Origin of the sequence: Rothia sp. HMSC072E10 (assembly GCF_001813965.1) — a bacterium.
GTDB classification, from domain to species: Bacteria; Actinomycetota; Actinomycetes; order Actinomycetales; family Micrococcaceae; genus Rothia; species Rothia mucilaginosa_A.
In genome coordinates this window covers 208,662-229,749 of record NZ_KV814491.1, presented here as the reverse complement: position 1 = coordinate 229,749, position 21,088 = coordinate 208,662, and the positions used below count along the sequence as shown (strand labels likewise).

11 protein-coding genes are annotated in these 21,088 nt (G+C 58.3%); 1 reads left to right on the top strand and 10 read right to left on the bottom strand.

Annotated elements, in window-relative coordinates; translation table 11 throughout:
- Positions 1-270: 270 nt before the first annotated feature.
- The 3 genes from HMPREF2944_RS06330 to HMPREF2944_RS06320 form a co-directional block, all read right to left on the bottom strand.
- A complete protein-coding gene (locus tag HMPREF2944_RS06330) occupies positions 271-2,472 on the bottom strand; it encodes a DUF5074 domain-containing protein (RefSeq protein WP_049334062.1) in 2,202 nt (733 codons plus the stop codon).
- Positions 2,473-3,030: 558 nt separating this feature from the next.
- A complete protein-coding gene (locus HMPREF2944_RS06325) occupies positions 3,031-6,018 on the bottom strand; it encodes an LPXTG cell wall anchor domain-containing protein (RefSeq protein WP_070681615.1) in 2,988 nt (995 codons plus the stop codon).
- A gap of 349 nt (positions 6,019-6,367) precedes the next feature.
- Positions 6,368-7,453 (bottom strand): S-layer homology domain-containing protein, encoded by a 1,086-nt coding sequence (locus HMPREF2944_RS06320; RefSeq protein ID WP_070681612.1) that lies wholly within the window; start codon positions 7,451-7,453, stop codon positions 6,368-6,370.
- 469 nt (positions 7,454-7,922) lie between these two features.
- On the opposite strand from HMPREF2944_RS06320, the gene HMPREF2944_RS06315 reads away from it, so the two are divergent.
- Positions 7,923-8,654, top strand: coding sequence for a nicotinamide mononucleotide transporter (locus tag HMPREF2944_RS06315; protein WP_070681610.1), 732 nt, complete (start codon positions 7,923-7,925; stop codon positions 8,652-8,654).
- Between the two features lie 134 nt (positions 8,655-8,788).
- Here HMPREF2944_RS06315 and HMPREF2944_RS06310 read toward each other — a convergent pair whose 3' ends face one another.
- The 7 genes from HMPREF2944_RS06310 to HMPREF2944_RS06275 form a co-directional block, all read right to left on the bottom strand.
- A complete protein-coding gene (locus tag HMPREF2944_RS06310; RefSeq protein ID WP_070681607.1) occupies positions 8,789-9,901 on the bottom strand; it encodes an aldehyde dehydrogenase in 1,113 nt (370 codons plus the stop codon).
- On the bottom strand, positions 9,901-12,690 hold the full coding sequence (gene cas3u / locus HMPREF2944_RS06305) for a type I-G CRISPR-associated helicase/endonuclease Cas3g (RefSeq protein WP_070681604.1): 2,790 nt from the start codon (positions 12,688-12,690) through the stop codon (positions 9,901-9,903). The genes HMPREF2944_RS06310 and cas3u overlap by 1 nt, the downstream gene beginning before the upstream one ends.
- On the bottom strand, positions 12,683-14,269 hold the full coding sequence (gene csb2, locus HMPREF2944_RS06300) for a type I-G CRISPR-associated protein Csb2 (protein ID WP_070681601.1): 1,587 nt from the start codon (positions 14,267-14,269) through the stop codon (positions 12,683-12,685). The genes cas3u and csb2 overlap by 8 nt, the downstream gene beginning before the upstream one ends.
- A gap of 1 nt (position 14,270) precedes the next feature.
- Entirely contained in the window at positions 14,271-15,566 is a 1,296-nt protein-coding gene (gene cas7u / locus HMPREF2944_RS06295) for a type I-G CRISPR-associated RAMP protein Csb1/Cas7g (RefSeq protein WP_070681599.1), read from the bottom strand.
- Between the two features lie 524 nt (positions 15,567-16,090).
- Positions 16,091-16,417 (bottom strand): hypothetical protein, encoded by a 327-nt coding sequence (locus tag HMPREF2944_RS06285; protein WP_141755745.1) that lies wholly within the window; start codon positions 16,415-16,417, stop codon positions 16,091-16,093.
- Between the two features lie 1,246 nt (positions 16,418-17,663).
- Positions 17,664-17,963, bottom strand: coding sequence for a CRISPR-associated endonuclease Cas2 (gene cas2, locus HMPREF2944_RS06280; RefSeq protein ID WP_083313089.1), 300 nt, complete (start codon positions 17,961-17,963; stop codon positions 17,664-17,666).
- Positions 17,963-19,573, bottom strand: coding sequence for a CRISPR-associated endonuclease Cas4/Cas1 (locus tag HMPREF2944_RS06275; RefSeq protein WP_070681586.1), 1,611 nt, complete (start codon positions 19,571-19,573; stop codon positions 17,963-17,965). Before HMPREF2944_RS06275 ends, cas2 begins: the two co-directional genes overlap by 1 nt.
- Positions 19,574-21,088: the final 1,515 nt, after the last annotated feature.

Here is a 21,088-nt window from a genome sequence, read left to right as displayed (position 1 = left end):
GGGCGGAGTACTAGGCCGCTATACGATGGGGCCGTGAGATTTACATCTCTTTTATCAGGTCTCCCTGACAACACATACTACTATACAGAGATTCTGCGAAACGACCAAATCGAAATTAAGTGAAATGGCACACATTATCCAATGTTGGTTTCTGCCGTCACAACAGATATTGCCGACCCGCATCAGCGCCCCCATACAGATGCGCCCCGCACACTCGGTACGGGGCGCATCCGGAAGGACCGATAAGAACCGGTCAGATACCGTTACAGGCTAGGACTTACGGCGACGCAGCACCACCAGGGTGGCGCCGGCAATCAGGACGAAAGCGCCCACGGCAGCCAGGCTCAGAACGCTCTGTGCGCCGGTCTTAGCCAGCGAACCGCTCTGGGTCGAGGACTTCGTCGCGGAGGCATTTACCTGAGCGTTAGAGCCCTTCGACTGAGAGGAGGACTGAGACGAGGAAGAAGAGTTCGAGGCCGGCTGCGACGAAGAGCTCTTCTTCGCGGGAGTCTTCACGGTGGAGCCCATCTGCTCCTGTGCGGCAGGGGCGTTCGAGTCAGCAGTCTTGGACTGAGCGTTATCCTGCTGCTGGGCGGCAGGCGACTCTGCGGGCTGGCTCGGCTTGCTCGAGTCATCCGAGGTGGCGCGGTTATCAGCCTTATCCGCGTCTTCCTGAACATCGTTAACAATCAGCGCACGAGCCGAATCGTAGTCGCGGTTCATAGCAACGTCGGAACCGGCAGTCACGGTGCCGAGCAGGTAGCCCTGGCCGTACTTCAAGGTGTTTGCCGGTACGCGCAGGGTGCCGCTGAAGGAGTACTTACCGGTCTTCTCGTTGTACACGAAGTCGCTGGCCGGAATAACCGTGGAGATCTTCTGGATGTTCTGCAGCTCGCTGTCGGTCAGCTTGTCGTTGCCGGGAAGCCACTCGCCGTCCTTAACCAGGAAGAGGCGAATACCCTCGGCCGGGGGCTTATCAAAATCAGCGCCGGTGACGTGGAAGGTGTAGGGGCGAGTGATGTCAATCGTGCCCTCCGCGAAGTTCAGGGTGGGGCCGATAATCACGGGCAGCGCTTCCTTCGGGTAACCCTGGAAGGCCAGCTTGGAAGGAACAATCGTTGCGGGCGAGGTGAATTCGCCGTCGGCAAGCTCGATGTGGAACTTCATGATGGAGTTCGGCTTGAGAACCTCGCGGGTGGAGGGGATGGTCTTACCATCGCGGCCAACCCGAGCCTTGGACATGTAGTTGTCGGTGGTCGAACCGTCGCCGGTCTTCGGGTCGAGAACGTAAGGCACGGAGGCGGTTGCGCCCTCAATGTCCTGCTTGTCCACGGCCACAACGGAGCCGTCGTCGGCGAGGGTCAGGTCGTTAGCCTTGCCGCCGTTCATCTCGACCTCGCCAATCACGCGGTCGGTCTTGGCATCAAAGATAGCAATCTTACCGGTGCCGAAATCGGAGACGTACACGAGGTCGCGCTCTTCATCGTTGACCATGGCCAGGGCCTGGGTGCCGAACTTGACGAACTTCTTGAACGCACCGGTCTTCAGGTCGTACACCGAGATGCCGGAGTTAACGCCCTTCACACCCTGAGAGGATACGTAAATTTCATTCTGGGAGTGATCGATGGACACATCGGAGGGGCGAACCTCAACCGAAGAGTCCTCGCCCCGGGTCTGGATGACCTGCTCGGTCTTCAGGGTCTTGGTGTTAATCACGAAGAGCTTGCCGCTGGTACGCTCGGGCACATACAGCTTGTCGCCGTCGATGGCCACGTTCATGCCGATGTAGCGGGTGCCGCCGTCGGGTGCACCCTGCAGCTGAATCTTGGTGACCTCGAAGGTTTTCATGTCGATAGCCGAGACGTAGTAGCGGCCGGTCACGAACACCTTGCCCGATGCGTTATCCACGCGAACCTCGCGGGGGTGCTCAATCCAGTTCGGATCGGCCTGGGACATGCCGTGACTGGTCCAAATCTGCTCCATGGTCTCCTGGTCGAACACGGAGAGGGAGTTGTCGGTCGTGTTGGTGACCCACACGGTACCGTTGGCATCATCGACGGTGATGCCGTACGCAGAAACGTAGCCGAACTGGCCGTTTGCGTCATATTCGAAGGGAAGGACCGCTACTTCTTCAATCTTCATGGTGTCTGCATCGACACGCGCGATGGTGGAGGCCAGGTTGCTACTGCCACCCACGCCAACCATCCAGATCTTGTGGTGCGCCTGCGAGTAGGCCACCTGGTACTGGCCGGGCAGGCCCTGAGTAATCTGGGCGGTGGATGCGGAGACATCTACGACGCGGCTTTCAGTGCTTTCTGCGTCGGAGGAGGAAGCGGACTGGGTCGTGGTCGGTTGCGCGGTGTTCTGCGCTGCGAAGGAGGCAGGAATCATGGACGCGCCGGAAATGGCGAGCGCGAGGGAGCCAGCAACGATACCCTTCAGCGCCTTACCCGAAGGAGGAGTGAGGTTCAATGTGTGTCCTTGTAGAGATGTAACGGAAGTACTCCACTGCCGCGTCGAGGTGCTAACGAGACACCTCGTGAGCGCGCGGTGACACGCTCAACGACAGCGGGAGCAGAAGCGCAAGTAATGCATAAATTTACCTACCCTCTTATCCTCAGCGTTTTCCCAGGAAAATACAAGCTATGTCGAGGGTGTGTTCAATATTTTTGGGCGCATCCCGCGAATTTACCTTGAGCATCACGTGAACGTTGAACCCTTAGAGGGAGATTTACCTTCCCCGGGAGGCAAAAACCCTGGTCAGCCTGATATTCATTAGCTCTTATATTTACACATTAATGTAAAAATTTGCTTCACCCGGTACATTATTCCGATGCACTATTCTTCCCTCAACGACATCACTTTTCCGTTCGTGCGAACGCACCCAATACGCGCAAAAGGCGGGCTCCCTCCCCCGCCGCAATCTCGACGATTGCGGCGGGGGAGGGAGCCCGCCTCACGCAGCGGCTCAGAGTGGCCGCTGAACGTTGCTACTCACCGCCTCCTTATGGCAAAGTCGGCGGTTACAGCTTAGGCCTTGCGACGGCGAACCAGAATGGCCGCGCCACCCAGCAGGGCGACCGAACCCACGGCCAGCAGGCCGGCCACGCCGTTCGCACCGGTGCTGGCCAGAGCACCCTTCGAGGAGCCACCCTCGCGCTGAGCCTGCGAGGAACCGGAAAGATCGGCCTTCACGCCATCCTTGGAGGGGTTCAGCTCGTCCCGAGAATCGCTCTTGCTATCGGTCTTTGCATCGGATTTCGCGTTATCCTTCGCGTCGATGACCGAATCGGCCGACTGCGAGGGAGCGGGGGTCGAAGAGTTGTCCTTCTTAGCGTCCTCAGCCTTCGGGTCAGCCGGCTTCGACTCCTCAGCCTTCACACCGGTCACCGTCGGGTAGCCTGCGAACTGCAGGGCGGTCGGGGTGAGGGTCACGGGAGCCGCGCTCTCGGCGGTGTCCTTCAGACCAACCTTGAACTTCAGAATCGAGTTGGCCTTCAGCTGCTGAACCGATGCGGGAACGTCGTTACCCTGGCGATCCTTGCCGGGCAGGGTGGTGTACTCGCTGGCGGTGCTAATCTCTCCGGTGGTGCCGTTGAGCACGTAGGGCAGGGTGACCTTCTCGTCGCGGTCCTTCTTGTCGAGGACCAGCACGGAGCCGTCCTTGAGCAGGGTCACGTCGTTCGCGGCTGCGCCGTTCATCTCGACCTCGCCGATCACCTCGTCGGCGCGGCCGTCAAAGACCGCAACCTTACCGGTGCCGAAGTCGGTCACGTACACCAGGTCGCGGTCCTCATCGTGCTCCAGAGCGAGCGCCTGGGTGCCGAACTTGACGAACTTCTTGAACTCGCCGGTGCGCAGGTCGTACACGGAGATACCGGAGTTGACGCCCTTCACACCCTGAGAAGAAACGTAAATCTCATTCAGCGAGTGATCCACAGCAACGTCGGAGGGGCGAACCTCAACGGTGGAATCCTCACCCTGAGTCTGGATGGTCTTCTCAACCTTGAAGGTCTTGGTATCCACGACGAAGAGCTTACCGCCGGTACGCTCGGGCACGTACAGCTTGCCACCGTCCAGGAACAGGTTCATGCTGATGTAGCGGGTGCCGCCGTCGGGTGCGCCCTCGAGCTGGATCTTCTCAACCTGCTTGGTCTTCAGGTCAATAGCAGAGACGAAGAAGCGGCCGGTCACGAACGCCTTGCCGGACTCGTGGTCGACGAGCACAGAACGGGGGTGCTCAATCCAGTTCGGGTCGCCCTCCTTCACGCCCTCGTTGGTCCAGATGAGCTTGAGAGTCTGCTGGTCGTACACTGCCACGGAGTTGTCGGTGGTGTTGGTGACCCAGACGGTGCCGTCCACGTCATCGACGGTCACGCCGTACGCGGAGGTGTAGCCGTACTGGCCCTTGTCGTTCTGCTTGACGGGCAGCTCGGCGAAGGCCTCGGTCTGCAGGGTGTCTGCATCCACGCGCGCCAGGGAGGAAGCAAGATTGCCTCGCGCACCCACGGTGGGCACGAAGAGCTTATGGTTCTTCTTGGAGTAGCCAACCTGGAACTGACCGGGCAGGCCCTGAATGATATTTGCGACACTACCGTTTGCGTCCACGGTGCGGTGTGCCTCGGTGGAGGGGGTGGTGGTGTCGGTTGCCTTGGTGGTCTTGGTGGCGGTTGCCGGGTAGCCCTGGAACTCGCGGGTTTCGGGGGTGACCTGCTTGACCTCGGAGTTGTCGCCTGCGGTTGCGGTGACCTTGAACTTCAGGATGGAGTTCGCCTGAATCTCGGAGGTCTTGGCGGGAACTTCGTTGCCCTGCTTGTCCTTAGAAGGCTTGCTGGTGACCTTATCTGAGGTGCTGACGGTGCCGGTGGTGCCGTCAAGGACGTAGGGCACGGTTGCGGTTGCGCCAGCCTGCTTGTCCACAGCGACCACGGAGCCGTTGGGCAGCACAACCAGGTCGTTTGCCTTGCCGCCGTTCATGGCGACCTCAGCGATCAGCTTGTCTGCTGCGCCGCCGTCAATCACGCCGACCTTGCCGGTGCCGAAGTCAGAGACGTACACCAGGTCGTTCGCCTCGTCGTTGTCCAGTGCGAGTGCCTGGGTGCCGACCGGGATGAACTTCTTGAACTCGTGGGTGGTCGCATCGTAGATGGACACGCCGGAGTTCGCGCCCTTCACACCCTGGGAGGAGACGTAAATTTCGTTCTGGGAGTGGTCAATCGCGATGTCGGAGGGGCGAACCTCACCCTCAGCGTTACCCTTGGTGTCGAAACTGCTCTCTACCTTGAAAGTCTTGGTGTCGACGACGAAAATCTTGCCGCCGGTACGCTCGGGCACGTACAGCTTACCTCCATCAACCAGGATGTTCATGCTGATGTAGCGGGTGCCGCCGTCGGGTGCGCCCTCGAGCTGGATCTTCTCAACCTGCTTGGTCTTCAGGTCAATAGCGGACACGAAGAAACGACCGGTGACGAACGCCTTGCCGGACTCGTGGTCAACCAGAACGGAGCGGGGGTGCTCAATCCAGTTCGGGTCGGTCTCTGCGATACCCGCGGTGGTCCAGGTCTGCTGCAGGGTTTCCTGGTCGTACACGGAAATGGAGTTGTCGGTGGTGTTGGTGACCCATACGGTGCCGTCCACGTCGTCAACGGTGATGCCATAGGCCGCATCGTACTGGTAGCCCTTGTCGTTCTTGATGATAGGCAGCTCGGCGACGGCCTCAATCTTCAGGGAGTTCGCGTCAATGCGAGCGATGGTGGAGACGTGCTTGTCGCGGTCCGCGGTGCCCGCAACCCAAATCTTGTTGGTCTTCTTGGAGTAAGCGACCTGGAACTGACCGGGTAGGCCCTGGGTAATCTTCGCCATGGCCTTGTCTGCAATGGTGCGAGCGTCGCTGCTCTGGCTTGCCGCCGGGGCGGGGTCCGCAGCGAATGATGCGGGGATGGTGGCAACGCCCGAGATTGCCAGTGCCAGCGAGCCAACGGCGAGGCCCTTGAATACCTTGCTCGATGCGAGGTTCATATGTATGTCCTTTATCGTGTGGGTGGTGTGTGAAGGGGTGCCTCTCCCCTGTTTGAGGGGCGGTGAGGCGCCGTGTTTTTCTGCCTTATGCGGCGGGTGTTTCGTGCACCCACAAGGAGTGAACTAGCCTTCACACAGTATTAAGTAAGGCAATCATTAATTTACCTTCTAGGTAATACTTACTTAGCTCCTAGGTTTTTGCAAGATTTCAGGTATATATGACGCAAAAATTTCACATGCCAGGCACAGCCTGTCGCTAAACCCGCACAACAAAACCCCCGCCTCCAGCAAAAGCCAGAAGACGGGGGTTTCACGCTACCCAGCGCGCAACGCCAGGGATAGCTAAAAATTAGGAGACATACGAGAAATCGGGGAACAGCAAGTTCTGCAGCTTGTAGCGGCGAATGAAGCGAGCCAGCTCCGCACGGGTCGTCGGGGCGGTCGGCTTGAACTCACCCGAAGAGTCCAGCACGATATCGTTCGCGCCAGCCCACGCAACGTAACGGTGCAGCGGACCCGCACCCAGCACATCGCGGAAACGGGAGCCCAAGGCATCCTCCAGCTCGGAGAGCTGCACCTCGGTGTTGTACTGGTACAGCACCACCGCCAGCTCCTCGTGCGAGATCGGGGCAGTCGGGTCGATGCGCTCGCCGCTAGCGATCGGTTCAGCAATCTTGCGGTCGCGCGCCCAGTGCAGGGCGTTCGCGGCGGGGCGGTCTACCGCATCCGCGTAGGGTGCGACTTCCGAGTTCTCGCTCACGCCGGGACGACCCGCCGCACGGTTGAGCAGGGCTATGACCTCTTCACGGGTGACGGCGCGGTCCGGCTCGAAGGCGCCGGTCTGAGGGTTGGGCAGCAGCCACTTCTTCTGGTTGGCCACGCGGATGTCGTCGGCGTAGGGGTGGTTGCCGGGCACGTCTTCAAAGGAGGTCTTCAGAATCTTGGTTTCGACCACGGGGATGCGTGCGGCGACCTGGTGGGCGATTTCCTGACCCCAGGGGTCGGTGCAGATATCCAGCTGCAGGGCGTGGTCCACGCCCTCGGGCTGAATGAGTTCGATGGGGAACAGGTCGGTTCCGCTGAAGGTGTCTTCGTCACCGTTGAATTCGGGGGTGAGCGGCCAAGAGCGCAGGGTTTCGAAGGAGTTGTCGCGCACGTAGCCGTGGCGCACGGTCAGGGTGGTGCCTTCGGCGAGGAGTTCACGCAGGCCGTGCGCGGTGTAGCTGACGGTCATTCCGTCTTCGGTGATGGTGGCTCGCTGGATGGTGAGGCGCGGGCCCTTGGTCTCCTCGGCGGCGGCCGGGGACTCGGCGGTCTTGGGGGCTTCATCTGCGTTTGCAGCCTGGGCCTGCAGTGCGAGGGCGCCTGCTGCGGTGGCAGCGGAGGCACCCTTCAGGAAGAATCGTCGTGAGAGTCGATTGTTGAGGAAGGGCATGATTGTCCTATTCACTTGTCGTTTGAGTTGAGTGAGCTACGGGTGGCAGGAAGGCGCGGCAATAGCGTGTGCGGTGAGTGAGGCCGACATGCGATTCCCTGTTGAGCGTGAGTGAGACGCGGAGGGTGAGTGCCGGGCGGATGCACGGTGAGTGAGACCGGCGTGGTTCCTGACCCAGCTATCAAGAATACCTTAAGGTTCGAGTTTATTCGAGGGTTTGGCGAATTATGTGACGCTAGGGGGCGTGAGAATCATCAACCCGCAGGCCCGATTCAACCCGCCTCCCCGATTCAACCCGCAGGCCCCGAATCAATCTACAGCCCCTCAAAAGTGAATCGCGTTACAAATAGCACCGGTTTGGTGTGTTTTTGGCGTGTCTCTAGGTTCGAGAGTTATAGTTATTACAACCTTATCACCGTTGAGGTACCACTCAACGGCGAGCTAACACACCCATCCCAAAGGAGTTTTTGTGGATAAGGCACTTATCTTCTTCGCCAAGTCGCGTTACGCCGACCTCTTCGGCGTGGCACTGGTTATTGCCATCGCTATCGGGTCTGGATACCTGAACACCAACCTCGCCAAGTACGTTAACTGGGGCCCAATGACGAGCCTCATCCCCCTCGGCGTTATTTCCGTGATTAACGTGGGCATTTCAATGATGTCCACCCGCCTGACCGGCCGCCTCTCAAACATCGGCAACGTGCTCGGCATTATTAACACGGCGCTATCCGGAGCGATCGACTACATTCTGGGCAACAAGGCAGCGATCATCACCTACCCGGTGACCTTTATCGTGTACACCTTCGCAATTCGTAGGTGGCAGAACTCCGAACGCGGCAAGGCCATGGAACCGCCGACCGGCGCGAAGGGCCGACTGGTTATCGCCGGCATTGTGGCGGGTTCGTTCGCGTTCTCGCTGCTTGCGAACTATATCGGTTACGGCGGCCAGACCTCATTCCTGTTCTGGATCACGACCGTGGTGTTTGGCCTGTCCCTGTCGGCCAACATTCTGAACGCACTGAAGCTGACGATGCAGTGGCAGTTCTGGGCTCTGTACAACACCGTGCAGTGCGTGAAGGCGCTGACTCAGGGTAACTTTGCGAACGTCGGCAAGTACATTTTCTACATCATCAACAGCGTGGCGGCGTTCCTGCTGTGGACCCGCAACGGCACCGCGGCCAAGGAGGCGGTGGTGGCGTAAGGGGCTCCCTAGCCCAATAGCTACCACATATCCGATAAATGATATGCAGAGGGAGGGGCCCTCCGGTTAGATTGCCGGAGGGCCCCTCCCTCTGCATTTGCGGGCATATTTACCGGCTTCGGTAAACGGCTAGGTTAGCCCATCGGAATCGCGCTACCCTTCAGAACCTGACGCTCGGGTGCCGAATCGCTGCCTACCTTCGCGATGGGGAAAACAACAAAAGCCTGAACACTCTTCTCGCGAAGAATCGCCTTCTCATCTGCCAGCTCGGACAAGAAGAGGTCTGCTCCCAAAGAACCGCTGTCTGCTGCCTTTCCGACCTCGTCAACCACCCTGCGGTAGGCGTGGCTACGCAACACGGTTCGCAACCTGGCGGGAGTGACGCCTCCCGCTTGGGCGGAGCTGGAATCTTCCCCCTGAGCAGAAGCAGTACGTCCGAAGAGCACCGGAAGAACCATGAGCCGCGGGTGCAAAGCGTTGTACGGGTAGGCACCGGGGGTTACACCGATTCGGTGGACCTGATGAATCACCGGGAAGTTGGCGATACCCACCAGGGCGCAGAAAGCGAGCGCCGTATCCGTCGGCTGCGGGACAGTGAAACCGGTTCCGGTTCGGGAATCCGGTTTCTTATCCAGCGAGTCGTACAGGGTGTGACCGGTAATGCCGCTGAGCATCGCGGAAGGTTCCCAAGTAGCCAGATCCGCACACATCAAACGCAGACGGTCCTTGACGAATTCCTGGCCCTTGTTGCGCGTTTTCATCTCCCAGCGGGACGCACCGTGGTCGGGGCGAGGCGCCTTGGCTTCAAAACGCCAGTATGCCGGTTCGCCCAGGCCAGCAATCCACAGAAGGGACAGCAGGTCGTCACGTTCCATCAGCGCATCCAGATGAGCCTGTCGGGTCTTCTGGTGAGAGGCCCAGTCGTCCGGGTACTTCTCCGCGTCAATTCCGCGAATACGCGGTGAGAACGGGGAGAAAACAGCGGCTTCCTTACCCGCGCCGTAGGACTGGTCGACGTTCACCCAGCTACCGTCAGCGGCCAGGGAAGAAACGTAGGAGTACACGCACTCAGCGATTTCTTCTTCTGACACGCCGTCAGCATGCATCTGGGCACGCGGCTGACCTTCCTGAGACCAACCGACAGTGACGGTTCCGGGGTGCTTCTGCTCAACCATCAGGGACAGCCCGTAGAGGGCAAAATGGGTCAGTGCCGAGGTGTAGTCACCAGCAATAGTCAACGTTGCCATTAGTGTCCCTCCCGTGAAATCTGGGCGTCCGCCGCGCGTTCGACGGCCTCAAGGTAGGCGGTAGCGTACGGGCCGTAGGTGCGGCTCGTCTGCTCCATGAGGTTATCCCAGTAGCCGACGTTGAAGAGGCGGGTCGCCTGTTCCTTGAGCGCTTCGTAGTCCATTCCCTCGGGCAGGTAGCCTTCCTTGAGCAGGAAGTCTGCATCGTGGGCGAAGGAGAACCGGCCGTGACCGTGACTGCAACCGATGATGCGCAGTACCAGGTCGCGGTGCTCTCCCCCCTTTTCGGGCGAGGCCGCAACCATGAGTGCGGATAGCTGCTCGTGACGCCAGCCCTTCGGCAGGGCGCTACGGCTACGGGCGCGGTACGCCTCAGCCACGGAACGGTTGCCACTCTTTGCGAGCGCGCCCGTCTCCGCATCTGCACTGAGCATCTGCTGGAAACGCAGGTCACGCTTGCCCTCGTCGTGATACTTTGCCGCCAGTTCCAGGGCCTCCGAGAATTCCGGTGCCAGGCCAAGGTTCTCGGCAATCTGGCGGGTACGCTCGGCAACATCGTTCTGGTGGTCGTCCAGAAGAACGAGGTCAGTCAGCGCCAGTTCCTGAGCGATATCGGAACCTTCAACAGACTTTTTGTCGTCGGTCACTTTGGCGTACCAAGAGATAACTTCCTGACCGTCCTCAGCCTCGGCAGAAAGCTCAGAAGCAATCATCTTCTGGCCGTCCGAATCTTGGCTGTCGAGCAGTTCTGCTACCTCTTCAGGTGAGAGGCCCAGGTATTTCCTGAAGCGTTCCTCACGGTCCGCGCACTTCTCGTACACGTAGAGCTTGGCGTCATCGGGGAAGGGCACAGCCTTCAGCTCGTCCTTCTTGGAAGGCAGCTCACGCTGAGTCACGGCAATACCCTGGTTCGTGAACGGAATACTGCCCGTATCAAGAATCAGAACGTCACCGGGGGCCAACGACTGACTGCTCTCTGCCCCATGGTCAGCATCCTGCCACAGGGAAATTTCACCCTGACGGTAAAGGAACTTACGCGGCTTCACGCCGTGCTCATCCTGGTAGTCCAGAATCTCCTTGAGAATCTTCAGATTCGCGGGGAAGGTTTCCTGGTCGCGCGGTGCGAAGTAGCTGGTCTTGAGAATCTCCATGGCGGCAGAAGTGTTGCTCGGCAGGTTATCGCGCACGATAACACCGCCCATTGCGGTTTCTGCCTCCAGGGAGTCGTGCAACCACAGGTCAAGGTCCGGCTCATCGTAAGGGTTCTCATCGGTACGCGAGAATTCCAGCAAGTCAGGCCATTCCGGGCGCTGGTAGAGCAGACGCTCCGGGGAGGACTGCACCGGCGGGTTCTTCACCATTGCGGCAGGGTTCACCGACGGGCTCTCAGCATCGTTGAGCGATTCGAGCCAACCATACGCATTGCTCAGATCGACCGCCTTATAAGGAGGCGCGTCCTTCTTTACCAAGTCGCTATTGGCAGGCCTAATAACGACAACCTTGGAATCCTTACGGCGGCCCAGACGGTTGACACGTCCGAAGCGCTGTGCCAAGGAAGAGGCAGGCGCCAGCTCGGTCACCAGGTCGGCAAAGTCAACGTCAATACCGACTTCGAGAGTCTGGGTGGCCACGACAACCTTCACGGACTTATCACCACGGGTGCTGAAGAGGCCGGGGTTTTCCTTCTGCAACTTTTTCAGGTCGTACGGGCGCATGCGTCCTACGAGAAGCTGAACCTCTTCCTCTGCCAGATCCTCAGTGAGTTTCTCCTTGATGGAGATAGCCGTCCGCACATGGTTGACGATACAACCAACAGTGTGGGCTTCCTCGGAGTCTTCACCCGCCTCACGACGGGCAAGGAAATCCTTGATTGCCCCCACAGCGGCATCCACGACCGCACGGTTACCGGGCTTGCCGTCCCACTTATCGATGGGGTGGAGCACCAGTTCCTTGTGCGAGTAGACACGCTTGCGCAGCTCTTTATCATTCGGACTGTCGAGAGCCTCAATGTCCACGCCCAGCGTGATTGAATCGCTGTCCTCGGTGGAGGGGGTAGCGGTCGTCTCAACCACCTGCAGGGTGGGAACACCCAGGCTGACCTCGCACTTCTGCAACTCGGCAATACGCTGAGTGGTGTGCAGCAGCTGACGGTTCATGTGTGCCTCATCGAGCACCATGACGGTGTCCATGGCCAGCAGGGCGGTCTCACGCGGACGGGCAGCCTTGGTACTACCGTAGCCGCGGAAGAGCGCTCGCGAACCGTACATGTCGGGGGTTGCGGCAATGATTGCGCAGGCCGAAATGTCGGTCACCGGCAGGTTGCGGTTCGAGAGTTCGCCACGGATGTGACCAGTCTCGAAGGGGGCGCTCCCCTGCTTATCGTTGCTGGTCTGGAAGCTCTGCAGGGCTTCAGCAACCCTACGCAGAATATCCTGCTCGGCGGACTCATCGGCCGGTGCCTTCTCCATACATTCGAGAATCTTGTCGGCACGGGTTGCCTGACTGTCGACCAGCGCGCGGCGTCCCACGGTTACGCAGAGGCGACGGGGAACGCGCGGCGCGGCGCCAACCGCGGCGAGCGCATTCGCGAAGAGGTGGATATCCACCACGGAGGACTTACCGGAGCCGGTCGGTGCGTTAATACGTTCCGGCCATACGCCGTGCTCGCAAATGTGGTCGAGTACCTCTTCCTGCCAGCTGAAGGGCGCGTACCCTCCATTGAGTGCGGCAAAGAACTCACCGAACTCATCACGAGTAATGGAGGGTAGCGTGGTAGCGGGGCTAGTCATGCTTTTCCTCCTTCTCGCTACGGTCGTATTCTTCGGTGGGCACGTCGAACGGAACCAGCAGGCCGCCGCCCATGTGGCGGGACTGGCCGATGGCTACGATGGTAGTGTCCGTTGCCAGGTTGCCGAGGTCTACGACGCCGCGCCACGGCTCTGCGGGCAGAGTGCGGGGCAGCTTGTAGGCGTAGGCGGCGGGGTTCTGGGTTACTCGGTGGGCTTCCAGAACCTTGGCCTCAGCCTTTTCCTCAACCTGATCCCTCAAGCTACGAATTCGTTCGCTCGAGGTTTCAGCCTCGGGCGCCTCGAAGCTATCACGCCACACGTAGGCCATAGAAAGCAGAGCGGCATCAGCGAAGGTCCAGGCCTTCGTCTCGGTCTTCTTCGGACGATTGAAAACACGCGATTCGGGAACGGCCGCGCTGAGGGTACGCCACAGGCGCTTGTACCCGGTCTTGGGAGCATCCCAGAAACCCTGCGCGGGCAGGCGCTTCTGACGAAGCTTCACGGTCAGCCGGGGGAAGTCCTGAGCATAGAGGGTTTCTACACTCCTGAGCGCAATACCGAGCTCCACTGCTTCATCAGTCGGGGCGTTGGACGGGACCAAGACGAGCAGAACTCCCCTAGACTTCACCTCACGACGCAGGTAGTCAGGCAGGTAGCGGGTAGGCAGGTACTGCAGCGCCAGACTGTTGGCGGGCTTGTGCCCCTTGGGGTACTTGCCGGTGATGAGGCTGGGCGCGCCGAATCCTGCGGCAGCTACGAGAGCCTTGTGTAGCAGGGAGCATGCCTTGACGTACTGTGCGGGCTTCAGCTCTTCACCATCTACTTCGAGGAGCCACAAGTATTCCCAGGGGCTAGTGGAGGTTTCAGCCTCCACAGGCTGGTACTTAATGGATCCGAGACCTGCGGTGGGTACCGATGAGGGGCGCATCGTGTCGCTCGCTGCGGTCTTGTCGCCTGCCTTGGTGGGAACCTTGGCGGGGTACGCTTCTGAGTGAGCACGCATGAGCGCGTTGACTCGACCGGGTACGGGTACACGGACGGGCATGCCGCCTGCTTCGAAGGGGCCCGACTTAGTGTCAATGATGTGGGTGGGTTCCACGTATCCGGTGTAGAGGGCGGTGAAGCTGCTGGCTTCTCCGAGGGAGGGTACTTCTCCGCAGAGCTGGGTGATGGTTTCCGCAATGTCTGCGGGTACCTTATCGTACTGCCAGCCGATGGTGTCGGATACAGCCCAGCCGTCGGATACTGCACGAGGCTCAGTCTGCCGTCCCTTGGCGGAGCGTGCTACCTCGCGGTACATGAATCGGCTCATCTTATTGGGTGAGCGGTACACGGGGCACATGTCGGGAAGCTGCAGCCCGGTCGGGGGGTTCTCCTCAAGCCATTTGAGAGCCTTGAAAGATTCTTCCGAGGGGGCCAGCTGCCCGTTTTCGATAATTGCGTGAGGTCCCTGTGCAGCCGCGCTGAGGAGTGCGGCCTGCAAGCGGGCAGGGTCGGGGAAGGCGTCGGGGCTTCCGTCCGCCTTGTGGCCCTGGTATACGCCGAGCGGGAACCTCGCAAGAATTCCGAGGTTCGTCATATTATTCAGCGTCCTCCGCGGTGGCGTTCTTGATGATGATGGGGTTGCCGTCGACGTTGAAAGTCTGACCGTTCCAGTCAGCCACACCCACCTTCTTGGCGTTCTCGATAGCTTCGAGGAGAAGCTGGTCGGTGTGTTCAACGGTCAGGGGTGCAAAGGTCTTCTTCTCACCGAAACGCTGGTCGAGGGTGACAACGGGTGCGGAGGATTCGATCAGATCGCAGTTAGCACGGATGTAGAGTTCACGCTCCGCACGGGCGATAGCATTGAGGCCGAGCGCGGCAAGGAGTGCACGGGCAGCAACGTTCTTGTTTTCGTCCTGACCGAAGCGCAACTGACGCAGGCTAGCGAGGCTCAGAACCCAGGAACGGATGATACGGCGGCAAGCGACACCGCCAATTTCCTCAACCGAAGGCGGGATACTGCCCAGACCGAGAGGGGAAGCGGAGATACGGTCATCGGCTTTAGCCTTCTTAATTTCGTTGCGACGAGCTCCAATATTGCCCGGGCTCAGTTCTGCTTCCTGGTCATTGACCAAGGATTCCATATCCTTGGGAGCAAGCTTCACGCTGGCGGCTACAGCGTCAACACGAGCACCGCTACGACGTGCCTGCTGCTCTTCACCAGTACGCTTCTGATCAGCGAGGACGCCGATGATTTCACCAACGAGGGCACTGCGCAGGCGGACCTGGTTACTCTTGCGGGTGGAGTCCCATGCGCCGAAGAGAAGTGCTGCGGGGGCGGTGTTGAGCAGTGCACTCATATCTGCGGGCGTGCAGTTGCGCAGTGCACGGTAGTCGTCGTTTTCAGTGATGAGCTTGCCGTCGATGGTGCCGGCGCGGAAGTGGCCGTCGAAGATTCGGTGGGAGAGCTCCATGTCGGTGTATTCGACGGGGCCGTTTTCGGTCTGGTAGGTGACGACGGCGCGGGGAATCTTGACGACTGCTTCGTCGCCGTACTGGCGGCCCTGTTCGATGGCGGCTTCTGCGCGATTAAGCTCGGACTGCTTGCTGTCAATGAGGACGACGGTCTGAGGCTTACCCTTGACGGTCTTCTTGGCAGTCTTGGGTTCGTCCTGGTTCTCGGGCTTCCCTGCGATGTAGCGGGTCTCGTACACAAAAACGGACTTAGCGGCCTGTCCCTTGCCTTCAACGTACTTGGCGGGTGCCACGGATGCCTGGGGTCCTGCTGCGGGTTCGAGTTCCGTGTTGGAGGTGATGACGGAGCCGCCGCCGAGCTTGACGTTCTCGATGAGGTCGGCGAGGGTAATGGTGGTCTGGGACTCGTTCTGGGACATGATTGTCTCCTTATATGTTGGGTGCACGTCTGCTTCAACGCGTTGGACGTGCACATTTACTTGTATAGCTTTAAGCTACCTTGCTTTCCCGAATGGTGCGCGCGTTTTCGTCACGCTACTGATTCGGCATGCTGTTCCTTCCTCCTCCTGTGCTGTCACGTCCCGTGTTTTTTTTGGGGGGGTGACAACACAGGGTATAGAAGATATAGCGTAGCCACACAAGCGGTCAGCATGCAGGCAGATTGGGAGACTCCTCCGTACTGCCGGTATACTGATTAGGTTATGTCTGCGGCAACAGGCATAACCACCGCTTGATGCGGTTTCACTATTTTGAATAAAAGCCGCCCGTTGCGCCTCGCGTAGCGGGCGGCTTTTTTGTTTATGTCATAAGCGGAGTCATTATCCTTCACCTCCAAGGTCGGGGTTAGAGTCACTTCAGCAGGGTACTGCCGAGACTTCTGAACCGATTGATATCTCAACTTTAGCATTAATAAATTTTAGAAACAACCCTCACGCACCCAAAATTAAAAATCCATATAAACAAAAACACCCCTCTCAAGATTACAAGACTCTTGGAGGGGCGATTTTCTATAGAAAGCTTCCATAGTTTTTGCCATGGAAGAAGTGAAAACGACAGAGCACTCAGAAATAAAAATCCATCCCTCAATGAAGGCCCCAGCCATCTCTAAGATTCGGTTGGAGATTTGAGCAGGAAAGAAAAATGCAAAATCCTGTGATATCGCTTGTACATCCATTATCCAGTCTCCTCTCCTGTGATGCAATCGGCTCTCTTCTCTGCTCATGACTTCACCATAGCGCCATTGCAGATCAACTGCATCTGATTTGGTCATTTCAGACTCAGATAGCTGGCAAGAGGAATCTGCAGCGGGTGCAGTACCTCCATCTTTATGTTTTAAAGAGAAGAGCCCCGTTCTAGAACCCAGAGTGGATTCCAGAACGGGGCTACGTAACCCGCGTGAGACTTCCCGATTCGCGTTCAGAACCGCAACGAAGATCCTCACCCGAAGGCAGGGAAATTGTGCGACTGGAAACCCTGGCCTCGCTGCTTCACCCAGCCTCAATGAAAGTCCCCACCCAGAGGTGGAGAAATAGCTAGCTAAAAACTAGCATGTGATGGCGTAGCAGAGACTGCTATGGCATGAGATTCTCGCAGATTACGTATCCAAAGTGTACATCACGCAGTATCTGTGTCTACCGCAGCATCGTCACCCGAAGGCGGGGAAAGCGTCGTTCTGAACCTTGCCGGTACTCGCGACCTTGTTGCCTCAATGAAGGTCCCCGCCCGAAGGCGGGGAAATACAGATTCTCCGGTAGAGTACTGTCCCTCAGCTTCCCCTCAATGAAAGTCCCCGCCCGAAGGCGGGGAAATCCCCGTCATGGAAGACCACGCGCGGGTGCGAGGAGTTGAAGCCTCAATGAAAGTCCCCACCCGAAGGCGGGGAAATGCGTGCATGAGGTTGGGGGTGATTTGGTATTCTGCGCCTCAATGAAAGTCTCCGCCCGAAGGCGGGGAAATTCCGCATTCTCGCGTTCTCTGTGCTCATTCTGCTGGTGCCTCAATGAAAGTCCCCGCCCGAAGGCGGGGAAATCCCAGCGCTCGCCGTTGAAGGGAACGACCTCCAGGATGCCTCAATGAAAGTCCCCGCCAGAAAGCGGGGAAATCACGGGGTCCAGCCACGATGAGAGCCGCACGAGCCTTGCCTCAATGAAAGTTCCCACGCGAAGGTGGAGAAATTTGTCAGCCACATCAGCAGAATGCGAGCATAACGGCCGCCTCAATGAAAGTCTCCGGCCCGAAGGCGGAGAAATCTGGTTAAACCTCCACAACGCAAAGTCCGTGCAATTCACGCCTCAATGAAAGTCCCCACCCGAAGGTAGAGAAATCCTCGGAGTCCGAGCAGATGATTAGATCATCGCAGCCTCAAAGAAAGTCTCCACCGAAAGGCAGAAAAATTTAGTGTCCGCAGACGAAAGCCTCCAAAGGCCATTATCCCCACCTCTGTTACCAGTCCGCAATCGAACTCGTCATTCCTCCGCTCCCCTGCCGCGCGTCGCCAGCAAATGAGCAGCACACGGCTAGAGAATGAGCGCATCCGATTCGGTCACCTCGCGCGCCCGGCCAATGTAGCTGAAGGTCGGCTCGTCAAGCCGGGCCAGCAGCCCCAGGTCGCAGAAGAGCACTGAGTCCTCGTCTGGATCGATGAGTTCCTGAACTTCGTCTTTGATGCGTCGCACCTTGGCGGGGGCCGCGTCCACGATGAAGACGCTGTACTGAATTCGGTCCCCATAACTAAGAATGAGCTTGGCCAGTTTGGTGCGCCGCCGGTCATCAGGAACGTCGTAAGCGATAAGTGTTCGTCGAGCATCGTCACGCATTATCGTACGGTCACCCCCGTATAGTCGCGGGCAGTTCCGTTAATTACGCCCAGGAGCATACGCGCCTGCACCTCAATAGCGCGGCGCCACGTCACCGAATACCCGTAGGTGGGGTGGGTGATTTCCGTTGCCATGCGCTTCTCGAACGCGGCGATGACAGTCTTCCGCCCTTCGGGTGTGAGCCGGTAGCTGCCACCGACCGCGGTGAAGTGTGCCGCTTTGACCTGCTTCCTATTGATAAGAGAAACCACCACAGAATCCGCGATGACGGCACGGAATTCTTCCATGAGGTCAAGCGCGAGCGCAGGCTTGTTCCGTGAGCTACTGTGCAGGAACCCTGCGTGCGGGTCGAGCCCGCAGGTGAGGATAGCGCGAATACATTCTGAGCTAAGCATCCCGTAGGCGTAGTTCAGCAGAATGTTGATGGGGTCGTTGGCGCCTCTCCCCTGCCGCCCGGTCCAGGTCCAGCCGAGTTCGGCGAGTACATCTTCTTTAAGCATGGTTGCGAAGTTGCCGAAGTAGAGCGAGGCGGCTTCACCTTCGAGGCCGAGCAGTTCCGGGATTGAGGTGACCTCCGGCGTGTGCTTCTGAATGTCTCGCATGGTGCGGCATACGTCTGCGGCGTGGCCGTTGCGGCGCAGCAGGGTAGCTTGGTTTGAGATTTTGCTGGCAATCATGGCGCTCGCTATGGGCAGGTGCCCTTGCGCTGAGAGGACATGTTGTTGCACGCGGGCCAGGCCGTTCGGTCCGGTGCCAGGTTGCGACCAGCCGTAGACTCGGCCGGTGCTGGAGCACCAGATGATGGTGCAGTTACGCCACATGAGTTCTCGTAGAAGCGCGGAGGAAACGTCGATGTTTCCATGGACGACGAGGCTGTGCACGCGTTCGAGGGGTATGCTGCTGGTTGTTTCGCCGAGGTGTTGCACGATAAGGCGTCCTTGCTGGACGGTTGCTCTTGATCCTTGCGTGGTGAGGTGCGCTACTTGGCTGTCGGGGTTGCTGGCGACGACGCGTTTAATGTTTTCTTTTCCGTGGGATTCGTCGGGTAGGCACACGGAGATGTGGGAGCACCAGCTGCAGCGGGGTGAGTCTTCGAGGGGTTGCGGTGCTGTCGGGTTGTCGATGAGTGCACGGGTGGTGTGTACGTATTCTTCTGCGGTGCGGATGTCTTCGTCTGAGATATCGACGGGCACGGTTTTGTTGTGGTTGGTGAAGTGCACCGCACATTCGCTGACTGTTTCGCCGGCTTCTTCGAGGCAGATTTTCTGAAGTGCGAGCTGCACCCTGTGGGCTGGTGTGACGGATGCGTTGCAGCGTACGGGGGTTGCTTTGTATTCGATGATGCGGGTAGAACCGTCTTCTTGGGGTTCGATAGCATCGCACCGTCCGGTGAGTCCGAGACGTGTTGATGAGATGATGACTGCGCGCTGTTGCGTGCCACGGGATGTTTTGGGGTCGTCGACTCGTTTGTGGGCGGATTGCCCTTCTTGCATTTGTGAGGTGTCGGTCTTTTCGCCATTGGATTCGATCCATGCGCGGCGGGGGCAGTACACGGTGTGCATGACGAGTGAAATAGGAAGTTCGTCGCCTGCACTGTAAGGGGTAGACATCGGTGTCTCCTTGTGTGAGTGAATATGCTAAGCAGTCTACTTTGTCTGCTTGATTTTGAGGTTAGCACTGCGACGGAGTGTTTTAGCTTATCAGCGAGTTTATGACGCTATTCTGGCGTGTTGGGTTTTTCTGCCGGGATGTGTGGAGGAGGCGGGTAGTAACTGGTGGATGAGGCTTGCTGCTGGTGTTTTGGCCTCGTTTCGTAGCAAAAAAGCTCCGTTCCTGTGCTGTGGTGAGCCCAGGAACGGAGCAGGGTTGGGTTAGGGAAAGTCCCTACAAACTGTAGGGAAAGCTGAGGTATTTCCCGCGCAAGCCGGGATGAGCCCGCCTCAATGCCTCAATGAAAGCCCCTCCAAAAGGAAGGGAAACGCCGACCCATTGACCCGGAGGCATGCCCTCCACGGTGCCTCAATAAAAGTCCCTACAAAAGAGTAGGGAATATCCAGGTTGAGGCAGACTGGACTCCCGTCATCAACCCTCAATGAAAGTCTCCGCTAGAAAGCGAAGAAATTCTCTACCGCGCTCACTGGCAAACCCACGCCGTACTTGCCTCAATGAAGGTCTCCGCTAGAAATCGAAGAAATTACGCGGGGCGAAACCGCCGGTGGGCATATCCGAACCTCAATGAAAGTCTACACCCCAAGGTGCAGGACAAACGGTCCAGCAGTCATCCTAATCCATCACAACAGCCTATCTTATTGGAAGTCCCACAAGCTGCTGGGAATAGTCTTTTCGGGTTTCGGGGCAAATGTCTTGGTGAAGCCTCAATGAAAGCCCTTCCCAAAAGGAAGGGAGATTTTTGCCGAAGCTGCCAAACACCTTGAACGCCGCAGCGCCTCAATGAAAGCCCCTCCGAAAAGGAAGGGAAATGCTTGGGTGTCGAGTTGTTTGACTGCTTTTTGGGTGCCTCAATGAAAGCCCCTCCCAAAAGGATGGGAAATTAGACAACCGGCTACTGACGTGCCGGGCGTTGCTGTCGCCTCATTGAAAGCCCTTCCCAAAAGGAAGGGAAATTTGAGATCCCCAGATCCTTCAGGCCAATCTTCTGGTCGCCTCAATGAAAGCCCCTCCAAATAGGAAGGGAAATAGGGGTGGAGGGTTGATGTCACCGGCCTGTTTGCCTCGCCTCAATGAAAGCCCTTCCGGAAAGGAAGGGAAATGATGATGCTGCTCGAAGCGTTATCGACGTTTACTCGGCCTCGATGAAAGCCCCTACGAAAAAATAGGGAACTGGAGTCGATGGTCTGAGTTACACCGTCTTCCGAGATACCTCAATGAAAGTCTCCGTTGAGATACGGAGAAATGCCGAGCAATTGAAGCGGGACGCTTTGCCCTCGAGTCGCCTCGATGAAGGTCTCCACTAGAAAGCAGAGAAATTAACATCATTCGTATCATGGTTGCCGGTAATGTTACCTCAATGAAAGCCCTTCCCAAAAGGAAGGGAAATTGCTGTACGACGAAGACGCGCGGGGTGAATCCGTCGCCTCAATGAAAGCCCCTCCGAAAAGGAAGGG

What these genes read in the sequence shown, in the direction of transcription:
- HMPREF2944_RS06310 (WP_070681607.1), bottom strand. Translation starts at nt 9,901, where the DNA reads ATGGCAACGTTGACTATTGCTGGTGACTACACCTCGGCACTGACCCAT.
- HMPREF2944_RS06320 (WP_070681612.1), bottom strand. Translation starts at nt 7,453, where the DNA reads ATGCCCTTCCTCAACAATCGACTCTCACGACGATTCTTCCTGAAGGGT.
- HMPREF2944_RS06285 (WP_141755745.1), bottom strand. Translation starts at nt 16,417, where the DNA reads ATGACCAAATCAGATGCAGTTGATCTGCAATGGCGCTATGGTGAAGTC.
- cas2 (WP_083313089.1), bottom strand. Translation starts at nt 17,963, where the DNA reads ATGCGTGACGATGCTCGACGAACACTTATCGCTTACGACGTTCCTGAT.
- cas3u (WP_070681604.1), bottom strand. Translation starts at nt 12,690, where the DNA reads ATGACTAGCCCCGCTACCACGCTACCCTCCATTACTCGTGATGAGTTC.
- HMPREF2944_RS06275 (WP_070681586.1), bottom strand. Translation starts at nt 19,573, where the DNA reads ATGTCTACCCCTTACAGTGCAGGCGACGAACTTCCTATTTCACTCGTC.
- HMPREF2944_RS06325 (WP_070681615.1), bottom strand. Translation starts at nt 6,018, where the DNA reads ATGAACCTCGCATCGAGCAAGGTATTCAAGGGCCTCGCCGTTGGCTCG.
- csb2 (WP_070681601.1), bottom strand. Translation starts at nt 14,269, where the DNA reads ATGACGAACCTCGGAATTCTTGCGAGGTTCCCGCTCGGCGTATACCAG.
- cas7u (WP_070681599.1), bottom strand. Translation starts at nt 15,566, where the DNA reads ATGTCCCAGAACGAGTCCCAGACCACCATTACCCTCGCCGACCTCATC.